Annotated in this window: 14 protein-coding genes; 4 read left to right on the top strand and 10 right to left on the bottom strand. The window is 71.5% G+C overall.

What is annotated here, in order from left to right:
* Positions 1-55: 55 nt before the first annotated feature.
* The gene (locus ACN26Z_RS08375) at positions 56-928 is read left to right on the top strand and encodes a 3-methyladenine DNA glycosylase (protein WP_421464577.1); all 873 of its coding nucleotides are present in this window, start codon (positions 56-58) and stop codon (positions 926-928) included.
* 2 nt (positions 929-930) lie between these two features.
* Here ACN26Z_RS08375 and arfB read toward each other — a convergent pair whose 3' ends face one another.
* The 7 genes from arfB to ACN26Z_RS08340 form a co-directional block, all read right to left on the bottom strand.
* Positions 931-1,356, bottom strand: coding sequence for an alternative ribosome rescue aminoacyl-tRNA hydrolase ArfB (gene arfB / locus ACN26Z_RS08370; protein WP_093401744.1), 426 nt, complete (start codon positions 1,354-1,356; stop codon positions 931-933).
* Positions 1,357-1,432: 76 nt separating this feature from the next.
* Positions 1,433-1,726, bottom strand: a complete 294-nt coding sequence (locus ACN26Z_RS08365) for a hypothetical protein (protein ID WP_093401745.1) — start codon at positions 1,724-1,726, stop codon at positions 1,433-1,435.
* Between the two features lie 108 nt (positions 1,727-1,834).
* Positions 1,835-2,698 carry a S1C family serine protease gene (locus ACN26Z_RS08360; protein ID WP_093401746.1) on the bottom strand — a complete coding sequence of 288 codons (864 nt, stop codon included), beginning with the start codon at positions 2,696-2,698 and terminating at the stop codon, positions 1,835-1,837.
* Positions 2,699-2,758: 60 nt separating this feature from the next.
* A complete protein-coding gene (locus tag ACN26Z_RS08355) occupies positions 2,759-3,718 on the bottom strand; it encodes a VWA domain-containing protein (protein WP_093401747.1) in 960 nt (319 codons plus the stop codon).
* On the bottom strand, positions 3,715-4,719 hold the full coding sequence (locus ACN26Z_RS08350; protein ID WP_421460566.1) for a DUF58 domain-containing protein: 1,005 nt from the start codon (positions 4,717-4,719) through the stop codon (positions 3,715-3,717). The genes ACN26Z_RS08355 and ACN26Z_RS08350 overlap by 4 nt, the downstream gene beginning before the upstream one ends.
* On the bottom strand, positions 4,719-5,768 hold the full coding sequence (locus tag ACN26Z_RS08345; RefSeq protein WP_093401749.1) for an AAA family ATPase: 1,050 nt from the start codon (positions 5,766-5,768) through the stop codon (positions 4,719-4,721). Before ACN26Z_RS08345 ends, ACN26Z_RS08350 begins: the two co-directional genes overlap by 1 nt.
* A 192-nt stretch (positions 5,769-5,960) precedes the next feature.
* Entirely contained in the window at positions 5,961-6,458 is a 498-nt protein-coding gene (locus ACN26Z_RS08340; protein WP_093401750.1) for a hypothetical protein, read from the bottom strand.
* 475 nt (positions 6,459-6,933) lie between these two features.
* On the opposite strand from ACN26Z_RS08340, the gene ACN26Z_RS08335 reads away from it, so the two are divergent.
* Positions 6,934-7,860, top strand: a complete 927-nt coding sequence (locus ACN26Z_RS08335; protein WP_421464575.1) for an endonuclease/exonuclease/phosphatase family protein — start codon at positions 6,934-6,936, stop codon at positions 7,858-7,860.
* Between the two features lie 26 nt (positions 7,861-7,886).
* Here ACN26Z_RS08335 and cimA read toward each other — a convergent pair whose 3' ends face one another.
* The gene (cimA, locus tag ACN26Z_RS08330; RefSeq protein ID WP_282239726.1) at positions 7,887-9,470 is read right to left on the bottom strand and encodes a citramalate synthase; all 1,584 of its coding nucleotides are present in this window, start codon (positions 9,468-9,470) and stop codon (positions 7,887-7,889) included.
* Between the two features lie 309 nt (positions 9,471-9,779).
* Here cimA and ACN26Z_RS08325 point away from each other — a divergent pair, with 309 nt between their 5' ends.
* Both ACN26Z_RS08325 and ACN26Z_RS08320 read left to right on the top strand, forming a co-directional pair.
* Positions 9,780-10,241 (top strand): PRC-barrel domain-containing protein, encoded by a 462-nt coding sequence (locus tag ACN26Z_RS08325; RefSeq protein ID WP_093401752.1) that lies wholly within the window; start codon positions 9,780-9,782, stop codon positions 10,239-10,241.
* Positions 10,242-10,300: 59 nt separating this feature from the next.
* Positions 10,301-11,041 (top strand): tyrosine-protein phosphatase, encoded by a 741-nt coding sequence (locus ACN26Z_RS08320; protein ID WP_210938767.1) that lies wholly within the window; start codon positions 10,301-10,303, stop codon positions 11,039-11,041.
* Between the two features lie 99 nt (positions 11,042-11,140).
* On the opposite strand, the gene ACN26Z_RS08315 is transcribed toward ACN26Z_RS08320, so the two are convergent.
* Both ACN26Z_RS08315 and ACN26Z_RS08310 read right to left on the bottom strand, forming a co-directional pair.
* The gene (locus ACN26Z_RS08315; RefSeq protein ID WP_093401754.1) at positions 11,141-12,241 is read right to left on the bottom strand and encodes a branched-chain amino acid aminotransferase; all 1,101 of its coding nucleotides are present in this window, start codon (positions 12,239-12,241) and stop codon (positions 11,141-11,143) included.
* 195 nt (positions 12,242-12,436) lie between these two features.
* Entirely contained in the window at positions 12,437-13,468 is a 1,032-nt protein-coding gene (locus ACN26Z_RS08310; RefSeq protein ID WP_421460562.1) for a 3-isopropylmalate dehydrogenase, read from the bottom strand.
* Positions 13,469-13,612: the final 144 nt, after the last annotated feature.

Raw genomic sequence — 13,612 nt, 5'->3', positions numbered from 1 at the left:
GCCCGCCGCCGTCGGCGCGGTCGGCGGGCGGGCCCACGCGCCGGTCGGGCGGCAGGTGACCAGCCTCCCCGCCGCCGTCTGGCGGCCGCTGCTGACCGGTCACGAACGGCGCGCCGACTCGCTGACCGCCGGCCACCGGGCCCGGCGGGCCACCGGACAACGCCACGCCATCGACGATTTTCTGTACGACTACTACGGCACCCGACCGTCGGTGCTCCGCCGTTGGCACCCAGGTGTCGGTGTCCGGCTGGAAGCCGGCCCGGAGGGCCCGGCACCACACCACTCGTGGCGCTGGTACGCGACCGACCCGGACGGCACGGTGCGGCTCGACATCGACGCGTTCCTCGCCGACCGGAGCGACTCGGTGCGGTTCATCCACCGGCTGCTGACCGCGATCGCGTCCCGCCCGGCCTTCACCGGCTGTTTCGGGCTGCACGAGTGGGCGATGGTGTACCGCCAGCGTGAGCACCGCCACCCGCTTCCCCTTCGGCTCGGCCAGCAGGGCACCGACGCGGTGGTCGAGGCGCACCAGATCCGGTGCACACACTTCGACGCGTACCGCTTCTTCACCCCCGACGCGGTCGAGCGCAACCACCTCCGACCGACCCGGGCCGGTCAGGTAGACCTCGACCAGCCGGGCTGTCTGCACGCCTCCATGGACTGCCACAAGTGGGCCACCAAGCTGGGCCCAGCCGTCCCCGGCGAGCTGGCACTCGACTGCTTTGAGCTGGCCGGCGACATTCGGCTGCTCGACATGCAGGCGTCGCCGTACGACTTCTCCTCGTACGGTCAACCGCCGGTGGCCATCGAGACGCCGGAGGGCAAGGCCGAGTACGTGGCGCGGCAACGGGAGTTCGCGCGACGGGCCGGCCAGTTGCGGGCCCGACTGATCGAGGTCTGCTCGACGTTGCTCGACCGCGCTTCGTAGGACTACTCGCCGTCGACCCGCCGGTCGCGCTTGCGTTGTCCGCGACGCTTCTTCTCGGCCAGCCGCCGTTCCTTGGCCGCCCGCGACGGGCGGGTCGGACGGCGTGGTGGCGGTGGTGGGGCCACCGCCTCGCGCAACAACGACACCAGGCGCTCCCGGGCCGCTTCCCGGTTTGCCAGCTGGGCCCGGTGCTCGCTGGCGGCGATCGTCAGCACGCCGTCGACCAGCCGTCCGGCGAGCCGGTCCAGGGCCCGGGTGCGCAGCGAATCGGGAATGCTCGGTGAGCCGGCCAGGTCGAAGCTCAGCTCGACCCGGGAGTCTGCGGTGTTGACGCCCTGCCCGCCCGGCCCGGAGGACCTGGAGAACCGCTCGCGCAGTTCACCGGCGGGAACCACCCAGCGGTCGGTCACCCGCAGTCCGTCGTCCACGCCCTGAGGCTAGCGCGGCGTGCGGGACGCGTTCGCACCAACGCCGCGAGCGCACCGCCAGCCTCAGGGCCCGGGGTCAGCGGGCGGGTCGCTCGTCCGCGCTGCTGCTCGGCGTCGGCACTGGTGCCGGGTCGTCGCTGCCACCGGCGGCGGCGTACGCGACCGCTCCGACCAGAAGCAGGGCGATGACGCCGACCTTCGTGGTGACGACTTTGATCAGCATCCAGGCGGCGCGACGCGCTCCGGGCACGGTCTTCTTCGCCGCCTGGTAGTCGTTCCAGCCACGCCGGGCGCGCGCGTACGACGACCCGACGCCACTTCCGATGATGAGGCCCACCAGCAGGAGGGCCGCGATGAGAGGACGCTCCACCCACGCCAGTATTCATACTGAGCGTAATATTTCCATTCTCCGATCATCGACCGCCGGAATCCGACAGTTGCCCCGATCTCCCCGTAATCGGACAGTGACTATCTGTAGCTATCCCCCCTTTCCGATGATCGTGTCAGCGGTCTGCTGCACCTGCTCGATCGGGATGGCGAACCCGATACCGATGGAACCGTTGCCGTCGATGGTCGCGATCGCGGTGTTCACTCCGACCACCTCACCCCGGGCATTGACAAGTGGTCCGCCCGAGTTGCCGGGGTTGATCGAAGCATCGGTCTGCACCGCCCGGTGCCGGTTGTCGCCGAGACGCACCTGGCGGTCCAACGCGCTGACGATGCCGGCGGTGACCGTGCCGGGCAGCCCCAGTGGCGACCCGACCGCCAACACCGGCTCACCGACCCGGGTCGAACCCGGCTTGGCCAATGGCAGCGACGTGAGGCCGGCCGACGCCGGCACCTTGAGCACCGCGAGATCACTGTCCGGCTCCCGGCCCACCACCTCCGCCGCGAACCGCCGGCCGTCCGGCAGTTCGACGGTCACCGGGCCACCCCGCCCCTTGGCGATGATGTGGTCGTTGGTGATGATGTGCTGCTCGGCGTCGACCGCGAAGCCCGAACCGCTCGCCGAGCCATTCGTGCCGCCGCCCACCAACACCGACACCACGCCGGGCACGGTCTTCTCTGCGGCGGTCACCAACTCCGCCGGGACCGGGGCTGCGGACGCGGCGGCCGGTCCCGTGACACCGTCCCGGCCGGCCACCCAACCACCGGCAAGTGCCCCCGACCCGGCAGAGATCGACACCATCGCCAGCCCGGCCAGCAGTCTGCGGCGCCAGCCGCCGAGCAACCGCTCCCGGTTCTGCGACGCCGCGTCCGACCCGCCCCGCCCGTCCGGGTCGAGATCGGGCGAGACGAACCAGGGCCCACGTGGCTCGCCCAGTCCGGTCTGCACTGCCATACGTACGCTCCTCACGTGTGCGGCCTGCTGTGGCCGCTGTCGCGGATCGGGCGGTCGGATTCAGGGCAGGCGGGAGAACCAGCGCATCGAGCCGACCGCCGCGCCCATCGCGAAGACCAGCCCGAGCCCGATGAACCGGGCCGAGACGTCCTGCCGCACCTTGCGCCAACCCACCGAACTGCCGATGTCGTCGTAGACGGCCCGCAGTTCGGCGCTCGTACCGGCCTCGTGGAAGCCGCCCCCGGTCTGCTCGGCCACGGCCCGCAATGTCTCCCCGTCCACCGGCACCTGGATCGGCCGCCCACCCCGGTCGACGAAGCCGCCCGGGGTACCGAACGAGATGCTGTGCACCGGTACGTCGAGGGCCACCGCCTCGGCGGCGGCCTCCACCGGATCCATGCCCGAGGTGTTCGCCCCGTCGGAGAGCAGGATGATCCGGGCCGGTGGCGGCTCGGTCGCGGCCTTGTCGTCCAGTGCCTTCACGGCGCCCAGCGAGGTGCTGATCGCCTCGCCGATCGCGGTGCCCTGCACACCCGTCGCCCCCTCGGCCAGCCGTTCGATCCCGTCGTGCAGCGCTTCCCGGTCGGTGCCCGGTGGCACCAGCACCGCCGCGCTACCGGCGAACGCGACAAGCCCCACGTTGAACTCCCGGGGCAGGCCGTCGGCGAACCGCCGGGCGGCGCCCTTCGCCGCGCTGAGCCGGTCCGGCTCGACGTCACCGGCGAGCATCGAGGTGGAGACGTCCACCGCCACCATCACGGTGGCGCGTTCCCGGGGCACCCGGACCTCGGCGGTGGGACGGGCGAAGCCGACCACGAGCAGGGCCAGCATGGCCAGGAAGAGGCCGGCCGGCAGGTGCCGACGCCAGGTCGGACGCCGGGGCGCGACCCGGTCGAGCAACCGCAGATTGGTGAAGCGGACCGCGTACCGGCTGCGCCGCCGCTGGGCCACCAGGTACGCCGCCGCCAGTGCGAGAACGCCGAGCAGCAGCCAGAGCCGGACGGGTGACTGCCAGATCACGCCGCACCTCCCCGACGTGCCGGGGCCGCTGCGGACGCCAGCCGGCGCTGCGCGTGCACGTGCCGAACGATGTCGACGGTCCAGTCCCGGTCGGTACGCAGCGCCAGATGGGTCGCACCGGCCCGGCGCAGCGCGTCCCGGACCTGTTCCCGCTGGGCGGCAGCCGCCGCCGCGTAGCGCTCGCGCAGGTGGCGGTCGCCGGTCCACACCTCGCGGTGCTCGCCGGTCTCCGGGTCGACCAGGGTGATCAGACCGACGTCCGGCAGTTCCCACTCGCGGGGGTCGGTGACCTCGACCGCGAGCACCTGGTGACGCACCGTGAGCCGACGTAGCGGACGCTCCCACCGGGCCGGCAGCCGCGCATCGTCGGGCAGGCCGTCGAGGAAGTCGGAGACCACCACCACCAGACCACGCCGGTGGGCGACCCGGCGCACCTCGGCCAGCGCGTCAGCCAGCCCAGCGGCGGGCGCGGGGTCCGGTTGGTCGCCGGCCCGGGGCGCGGCCAGCAACGCGCGCAACAGCCCCAACAGGTGGGTACGCCCGCCGCGGGCCGGCACCCGGTGCAGCCCGTGGGGGGTGAGCACCTGCGCACCGAGCCGGTTGCCCGGTCCGGCGGTGAGGAAGCCGATGGTGGCGACCGCGGCCACCGCCAGTTCGCGCTTGTCCAACTCGGCGGTGCCGTACTCCATGCTGGGGCTGGCGTCGACCAGCAGCCAGGTGGTCAACTCCCGGTCGGCGTCCACTTCCCGCACGTGCGGGACGGCGGTGCGGGCCGTCACCGACCAGTCCATCCGGCGCACCTCGTCCTCACCTGGTCGGTACTCGCGACTGCCCGCCGGTTCGCTGCCCGGGCCGGGCAGCAGACCATGCCGCTCGCCGTGCAGCAGGCCGTCGAGGCGCCGGGTCACAGTGAGTTCCAGCCGCCGCAACCGCTGGCCCGGAGTGAGGTCGGCGAGCATCGGATCCGCCGCGACGGGCGGCGTGGGGTTCCGGCGGCCCATCAGGCGGCTGCCAGGTCAGTCGCGTACTCCGGCCTGGCGGTGGCCACCTGGGGCGGCGGAACCGCCTCGACCAGCCGATGGACGACCCATTCGGCGCTGACCCCGTCGGCGACCGCGTCGAAGGAGAGCACCAGCCGGTGGGCCAGCACGTCCACGGCGAGTTCCCGGACGTCGTCGGGGAGGACGTAGCCCCGCCCCCGGAGCAGGGCCTGGGCGCGGGCGGCCGAGACCAGGCCGAGGGTGGCGCGTGGACTGGCACCGTAGGCGAGCAGCCCGGCCACCTCCGGCAACCCGAACCGGCCCGGATCACGAGTGGCGAGGATGAGCCGGACCACGTACTCGGCGATGGCGTGATGGACGAACACCTGCCTGGCCTGATGCTGGAAATCGCGCAACCGGTCCGGGTCGAGCACCCGGTGCGCCCGGGGACGGTCGGCGCTCATCCGGTAGAGAATCGCCAACTCGTCGGCGATGTCCGGGTAGTCGACGACGATCTTCATGAGGAAGCGGTCCCGCTGCGCTTCCGGCAGTTGGTAGACCCCTTCCGATTCGATGGGGTTCTGGGTGGCCAGCACCAGGAACGGCACCGGTACCGGGTGGCTGCGCCCGCCGATCGACACCTGACGCTCGGCCATCGCCTCCAGCAACGCCGACTGCACCTTCGCCGGCGCTCGGTTGATCTCGTCCGCCAGCACCAGGTTCGCCATCACCGGGCCCAGCTCGACGTCGAAGCTCTCCTTCGAGGCGCGGTAGATCCGGGTGCCGACGATGTCGGAGGGTACGAGGTCAGGGGTGAACTGGATGCGGGAGAAGCTGCCACCGACCACCGTCGCGAGGGTCTGCGCGGCCAGGGTCTTGGCCACCCCCGGTACGCCCTCCAACAGGCAGTGCCCGTCGGCCAGTAGCGCGACCAGAAGGCGTTCGACGAGCCGATCCTGCCCGACGATCACGCGTTTGACCTCGAAGAGCGTCTGGTCCAACTGCGCCGCGGTCGCGTCCGGATCGGCCGGGGTGGGCAGGCTGGCCATGGTGTCCGAGATGTCCGTCACGGTGCTTGCTTCCCGAGCCGACCGGCGGACAAACGTCGGAATTTCCGGCCCTCGACTGCCCAGACCAGGCGATCGGCACCGTTACCGGACAGCACCTCCGGGCGTTCGCTGGAGAGCCACCACACCGCACCTGCCGGGCCCGGCACGACACCGGCCTCCGTCGAGTGACGGAGGCCGGTGACAGTGGACGGTTCAGCGGTGCACGAGGAGGTAGAACGGCAGGTCGGCGGGGACACCCGCGGAGTCGCGGGTCTGGATGAAGACCGCGTTCGGGGTGAGCAGCCGCCGCGCGACCGAGATCTCACCGGCGGGCGGGATGCAGCACGAGTCTGGCCGGCCGATCGTCGCCACGTAGATGCCGTTGGTGACGTTGCTGCCGAACTGCACCTCGTACTCCCCGACGCCGTACTTGATGACGACGCCGGCACCGCGGGCCTTGGTGCCGTTGGCGTTGACCGCCGTGGCGTAGAAGCCGCTGACGGCCTGGGCGCTCATCCCGTCACCCTTGGCGAGGGTGGCCTTCGCGCTGTTGAGCGAGGCCGTGGTGACGGCCGGCTGCTGGGCGGTGCGGGCGGTGGGCTGGGCAGACTCGGCGGTCGGCTTCGCCACCGCGATGCCGCCGCCGGCCAGGGCGAGCGCCAGTGCCGCGATCGCCACCGCAGCCGTCTTACGTCGGAATAATCTGGTCATGACGGGTCTCCCTTTTCCAGGCGTGGAGATACGGCCGACCCGTGGCACACGGGGCGGTTGTTGCCTTTTCGAGTCGGGCGGCAATGAGCGCTCACCGCCTGCACACCCCGTCCGGGAGCGCACCCGCAGACGTATCCCGCTCGCCGACCGTGATGCGCCCTGAGCTGGGGATTCTTGCCAGAACGCGGCCTCCTGAGCAGCTGAAACCTAGCACCGAAAAATGCCGGGGGTCAATAGTGCAAACACTGTCGGCGAGTTGTCGGATCAACGCCAGCAATCGCGAAAAGTGAAGGCGTGAACAATTCGCGAAATCAATTCTGGACGCCGTTGGCGCATACTTTGCGGGGGCGGTCGGACCGGGTACCGCGACGCCGGGCGTCCACATCGGGCGAAGTTCAGTAACCTGCGTCCCGTGGAGATCACTCGCCGGGCCTGGCGGCCGTCGGGTGCCAGCCTGCTCTGCTGGCTGGCCGTCATGCCGGGTGCAGGGTGGGCGCTGGCGCGGTCGATCGGTCTGGACCGGGGACCGCTGGTGCAGGCGTTGGCCTTCACGCCGTACGTGACGCTCGGGAGCCTGGCCCCGCTGGTGCTCACGCTCGCCCTGCGCCGCCGGGCCCCGGCGTTCGTCGCGGCGCTGACCACGCTGATCCTGGTCGCGCTGGTGGCGCCCCGCGCCCTACCCGCTGCGCAGCCGAACGCCGCCGGGCCGACCGTGCGGGTGCTCACCGCCAATCTGCTCGCCGGTGCCGCCGACCCGGCGGCGGTGGTGGAGCTGGTCCGCACCCGGCAGGTCGACCTGCTGCTCGTGCAGGAGTTCACGCCGGCGGCCGAAGCCGAGCTGGACCGGCTCGGCCTCGACGAGTTGCTGGCGCACCGGCAGCTCAACCCGGTCGTCGGCACCCCCGGCTCGGGGCTCTACGCCCGCCACCCGCTCAGCGACGGCGGCATCCGCCAGCTACGCGGCGCCTGGGGCTTCACGCAGGCGTACGCGACCGTCACGGTGCCCGGCGCACCCCCGGTACGCGTCGAGTCGGCGCACCCGGCGGCCCCGTACGCGATCGATCAGGTGGACTCCTGGCGCACCGACCTGGCCGCCCAGCCGGCGGCCACCCCCGACGGACCGTTGAGCATCCTCGCCGGGGACTTCAACGCCACGCTCGACCACGGTCCGCTGCGCGCCCTGCTCGACACCGGCTACGTCGATGCCGCCGCCTCGGCCGGCGCCGGACTCACCGGCACCTGGGGGCCGTACGACGGCGATCCCATCCCGCCCGTGGTGATCGACCACGTGCTGGTGGACCGTCGCATCGCCGTGCGGGATGTGACGGTCCACCCGTTGCCCGGCAGCGACCACCGCATGGTCCTCGCCGAGCTGCGGCTACCCGCCGCCGAGCGCCGATAGGCGCGGCGCAGGCCACGCCGAGCGGGCTACACCCGGGCGCGGTCCAGCCCGTAGGTCAGCGCGTCGACCAGGGCGTGCCAGCTCGCCTCGACCACATTGGGGTGTACGCCGACGGTGGTCCAACCGCCGCCCCGCCCGTCGGCCGTCTCGACCAGTACCCGGGTCACCGCGCCGGTGCCGTGACTGCCCTCCAGGATCCGCACCTTGTAGTCGGCCAACTCGAAGTCCCGCAACTCCGGGTAGTGCCGGCCGAGGCCGACGCGGAGGGCCTCGTCCAACGCGTTCACCGGCCCGTTGCCCTCGGCCGTGGCGATCACCCGTTCCCCGCGTACCCTGATCTTGACGGTCGCCTCGGAGACGACCGCGCCGTCCTCGCGGTGCTCGACCAGCACCCGGTACGACTCCAGCGTGAACGGCCGCACCGGCGCGGCGTCCGGCAGCTCGGAGCGGACCAGCAGCTCGAACGAGGCATCGGCGGCCTCGAACGACCATCCGCCGGCCTCCAGTTCCTTGACCCGGTTGGTGACCCGGGACAGGGTCTCCGGATGGCCGGCCAGATCCAACCCCAGCTCGCGACTCTTCAGCTCGATGCTGGCCCGGCCGGCCATCTCGGTGACCAGGATCCGCATGTCGTTGCCGACCACCTCGGGCTCCACGTGGTTGTAGAGCAGCGGATCCACCTTGATCGCGCTCGCGTGCAGCCCCGCCTTGTGGGCGAAGGCCGCAGCCCCGGCGTACGCCTGATGGGTGTCGGGGGCGATGTTGGCGATCTCGGCGATGGCGTGGGAGACCCGCACCATCTGCTCCAGGCAGCCCTCCGGTAGGACCGGCAGCCCGAGCTTGAGTTGGAGGTTCGCGACGACCGCGAAGATGTCGGCGTTGCCGGGCCGCTCGCCGTACCCGTTTGCGGTGCCCTGCACGTGCCGGACCCCGGTCTCGACGGCGGCGATGGTGTTGGCCACCGCGCAGGCGGTGTCGTTCTGGGCGTGCATGCCGAGCAGCTCCGGCGCGACGCCGATCCGGTCGGTGAGGTCGACGATGGCGGCGGTCACCTGGGACGGCAGCATTCCACCGTTGGTGTCGCAGAGCACGAACCGCTCGGCGCCCGCCGCGAGCGCGGTCTCCACCACCGACGCGGTGTACGCCGGATCGTGGCGGTAGCCGTCGAAGCTGTGCTCGCCGTCGACGAAGACCCGCCGTCCCTCGGCGACCAGGTGGGCCACCGTGTCGTGGATCATCGCCAGGTTCTCCTTGGCGGTGGTGCGCAACGCACGCTCGACGTGCCGCAGGTCGGCCTTGGCGACCAGGGCGATCGCCGGGGTCTGTGCGTCGAGCAGACCTCGCACCTGCGGATCGTCGGCGGCCACCGCGCCGGCCCGCCGGGTGGCGCCGAACGCGACAAGCACCGCGTGCCTGAGGTCGAGTTCGGTGAGCGCCCGACGGAAGAACTCGGTGTCCTTCGGCACCGCGCCCGGCCATCCGCCCTCGATGAACCCGACCCCGAACTCGTCGAGCAGCCGGGCCACCGCGAGCTTGTCGACCACCGAGTAGCTGAGCCCCTCGCGCTGGGCGCCGTCGCGCAGCGTGGTGTCGTAGACCTGAAACGTCATGGTGATCCCTTCGTCAGGCACCGGCCAGCGCAACAAAAAGACCCCCCGCGGCTGCGGGAGGTCTGCGCGCTCGGCGAGGGGAAAGCCGGCGCGCTAGTTGCCAATAATGCGGGCGGTGCTGGTCACGATCGGTACTCTGCCACCTCCGGGTCGCTTTTGGGAGGCACAATCCACATCTCGGGACAGCCCGTGACGCCTGTGCCGGGTGGTTTTCCTGGTGTAGACCGCCCGTCCAGGGGTAGGAGCTTTCGGGACAACGAAACACCTTCCTCCGAGACGGCCCACCACGGCCGGGGCAGGAGACATCCCATGGACAGGCTCAACCCGAACACCACGAACGCCACACCGGACCCGGAGCTGCGCGCCGTCGACCAGAGCGTCGTCGCGGGCGGCACCCCCGCCGGCGCCTTCGACCCCTGGAGCTACCGGGACGAGGCCGGGGTGGCCGGCGCAAACCTGGTCGGCTACAAGGTGGAGGCCAGCGACGGATCGATCGGCAAGATCGACAGTGACAGCACCGAGGTCAACGCCAGCTACCTGGTGGTGGACACCGGGCCGTGGATCTTCGGTAAGAAGGTCATGCTGCCGGCCGGCACGGTGAACCACGTCGATCACGAGGAGCAGAAGGTCTTCGTCGACCGCACCAAGGATCAGATCAAGGCAGCGCCGGAGTACGACGAGACGGCCACCGACCCGGCCTACCGGGACAAGCTCGGCGGTTACTACAACGACACGTACACGGCAATCCCGCCCGGTGGCCCACTGCGGTAAGGCACCCGACAACGTGACGGCCGGTGGGACGCTGTTCCACCGGCCGTTACCGTGTCCGGATGGACGCCACTGAGCAGACTCGCAGAATCCCCTTCACCAGGATGTTCAACTTCCGGGACGTGGGCGGCTACCGGGGCCTGGACGGTCGGGCCGTCCGTACCGGAAGGCTCTACCGCTCCGACTCGCTGCACGGGATGGATGAGGCCGACCGGGAGGCGTTCGCCGCGCTCGGCGTCCGGACCGTGGTCGACCTGCGCCGCCCGCAGGAGGTCGAGCGATACGGCCGGGTTCCCGACTTCGACGGCCTCACCTACCGGCACATCCACCCGGAGCACGCGCACTGGGAGGAGCGGCCGTACCAGCCCGACACCGACCTGGCCCGCTACCTGGCCGACCGGTACGCCGACCTGGCCCGCACCGGCACCGCCGGTCTCGCCGAGGCGATCGGCCTGATCGCCGACAGCGCGAACGCGCCGGTGGTGGTGCACTGCGTCGCCGGCAAGGATCGCACCGGCATCGTCTGCGGCCTGACCCTCGCGGTGCTCGGTGTCGAGGACGCCGAGATCGCGGCGGACTACGCGTTGAGCACCGAGGCGTCCCAGCGCTTCGCCGCCTGGGTGGCCACGGCCCATCCCGAGGTGCCCGAGCTGCCCATGCCGTACCTCTCCTCACCGGCCGAGACGATGCTGCTCTTCCTTGCCGAGATCCGGGAGGGGCACGGCTCGGTCGACGACTACCTGCGGCATGCCGGGGTCACCGACGAACAGCTTGCCGCCCTGCGTGACCACCTGCTGACCTAGTGCTGTGCCGAGACCGTGCCCGCGCGAGCTTCATGGGCACGGTCCGGCAGCGCAGGGGCCCCGCGCCACGCTCGGCGCCGACGGGGCCCGACGGACCACTCAGAACACGCGGTGGACCCAGTCGTGCGGGTCCTCCGCCTTGCCCCGCTGAAGATCCACGAGCTGTTGGCGCAGCGCCATGGTGACGCTCCCCGGCTCCCCGCCGGCCACGGCGAACTCCCCGTCCGGGAAGCGCACCTGCCCGATCGGCGTGATCACCGCCGCCGTACCGCAGGCGAAGACCTCGCGCAGCCGGCCGCTGGCGGCGTCCGCCCGCCATTCGTCGAAGGTCACCGGTCGCTCCTCGACCCGGTGCCCGGCCGCCGCGGCCAGGGTGAGCACCGACTCGCGGGTGATGCCCGGCAGGATCGTGCCGGTCAGCGGCGGGGTGGCGATCGACCCGTCGTCGTAGACGAAGAAGACGTTCATGCCACCCAGCTCGTCGACGAACCGGCGCTCCACGGCGTCGAGGAAGACCACCTGGTCGCAGCCGTGTTCGAGAGCCTCGGCCTGGGCGGCAAGCGAGGCGGCGTAGTTGCCGCCGCACTTGGCCGCGCCGGTGCCGCCGGGCGCAGCCCGGGTGTAGTCGGGCGAGACCCAGACCGTCACCGGCTTGACCCCGCCGGAGAAGTACGCCCCGACGGGTGAGGCGATCACCGAGTAGAGGTACTCGTTGGCCGGGCGGACGCCGAGGAAGACCTCGCTGGCGAACATGAACGGCCGCAGGTAGAGGCTGCCGCCGTCATCGCCGTCGGGAATCCACTCCCGGTCGATCTCGATCAGCCGGTGCAGCGAGTCCACGAAGGTCTGCTCCGGCAGCGCCGGCATGGCCATCCGGGCGGCGGAGGTGTTGAACCGGGCCGCGTTGGCGTACGGGCGGAACATGGTCACTCCGCCGTCGGCCGCCCGGTACGCCTTCATGCCCTCGAAGATTTCCTGCGCGTAGTGCAACACGGCACTGGCGGGATCCATCGGGATCGGCGCGCGCGCCTCGACCCGGGCGTCGTACCAGCCCTTGCCGTCGGCGTAACGGATGGTGACCATGTGGTCGGTGAACACCCGGCCGAACCCGGGGTTTGCCAGCAGCGCAGCCCGGTCGGTGGCGGATACCGGTGCGGGGTTCGGACGGATCTCGAAGTCGATCTTGTCACCACCGCTCATCGCGCTGACCTCCCTGGGGGACGACGGCATGCGCCGACCGCACGCCGGAAACATTGTTTGTGCCAGAAACCTACCCCGAACGGTCGTTCAGCGGATAGGTCCACCGGTGGACAGGTGGCACATCATCGGTGGCGGTCGCCGCTCCCTACCCGGCCGGACCGGCGGAGCGTCGACGGCCAGTGGGCGGCGACCGGTTCAGCCGGCGGCCTGCGCCGCGATCCGGTCGCCCACCTCGGCGGTACGTACCGTTACCTCGGGACTCCGGGCGGCCAACTCCGCGCTGACCGCGGCGGTGATCCGGGCGGCGGCGTCGGCGTGCCCGAGCTGGTCGAGCAGCAGGGCCGCCGAGAGCACAGCGGCGACCGGGTCGGCGACGCCGCGACCGGCGATGTCCGGCGCGGAGCCGTGCACCGGCTCGAACATCGACGGGTACGCCCCGTCGGGGTTGATGGAGCCGCTGGCCGCCAACCCGATGCCGCCGGTGACGGCGGCGGCGATGTCGGTGAGGATGTCGCCGAAGAGGTTGTCGGTGACCACGACGTCGTACCGCTGCGGCTGCGTGACCAGGAACATCGCCGCGGCGTCGACGTGCTGGTACTCGGTGGCGATGTCCGGGTGCTCGGCGGCGACCGCGTCGAAGGTGCGCGACCACAGCGAGCCGGCGTGGGTCAGCACGTTCGTCTTGTGCACCAACGTCACCTTGCGCCGCTCGCGCCGGGCCGCGCGAGCGAAGGCATCCCGGATCACCCGCTCCACACCGTGCCGGGTGTTCAGGCTCTCCTCGGTGGCGATCTCGGCCGGAGTGCCCCGGTGCAGCGAGCCGCCAGCGCCGGCGTACAGGCCCTCGGTGCCCTCCCGGACGACCACCAGGTCGACCTCGCCCGGCTTGACCGCCGCGAGCGGGCTGGTCACGCCCGGCCAGAGCCGCGACGGACGCAGGTTGACGTACTGGTCGAAGGCAAAGCGCAGCTTCAGCAGCAGACCCCGCTCCAGCACGCCGGGCGGCACGGTCGGGTCACCGACCGCACCGAGCAGGATCGCGTCGTGCCCGGCCAGCTCGCTGAGCACCGAGTCGGGCAGGACCTCGCCGGTGCGGTGGTAACGTGCCGCACCGAGGTCGTACTCGGTCACCTCGACACCGGGCAGCACCGCGTCGACGACCTTGCGAGCCTCCGCGACCACCTCGGGGCCGATACCGTCCCCGGCCACCACCGCGATCCGTGCCACGTCCGTCAGCTCCTTCGCTCGAATGGCTCGACGGTACGCCGCCGTCCCGCCCCCCGGTACGAGTGTTCCATCTTTCGGGAATTCGGTGACGCACAGCAGCTTCCCAGGCGGCATTCATGGCTCGGTCATCTCCGCTGCCTAGCG

Source organism: Verrucosispora sp. WMMD703, assembly GCF_049178935.1.
GTDB lineage: Bacteria > Actinomycetota > Actinomycetes > Mycobacteriales > Micromonosporaceae > Micromonospora > Micromonospora sediminimaris.
The sequence above is the reverse complement of the archived record's forward strand: the minus strand, read 5'-3'. Positions and strand labels throughout refer to the sequence as shown.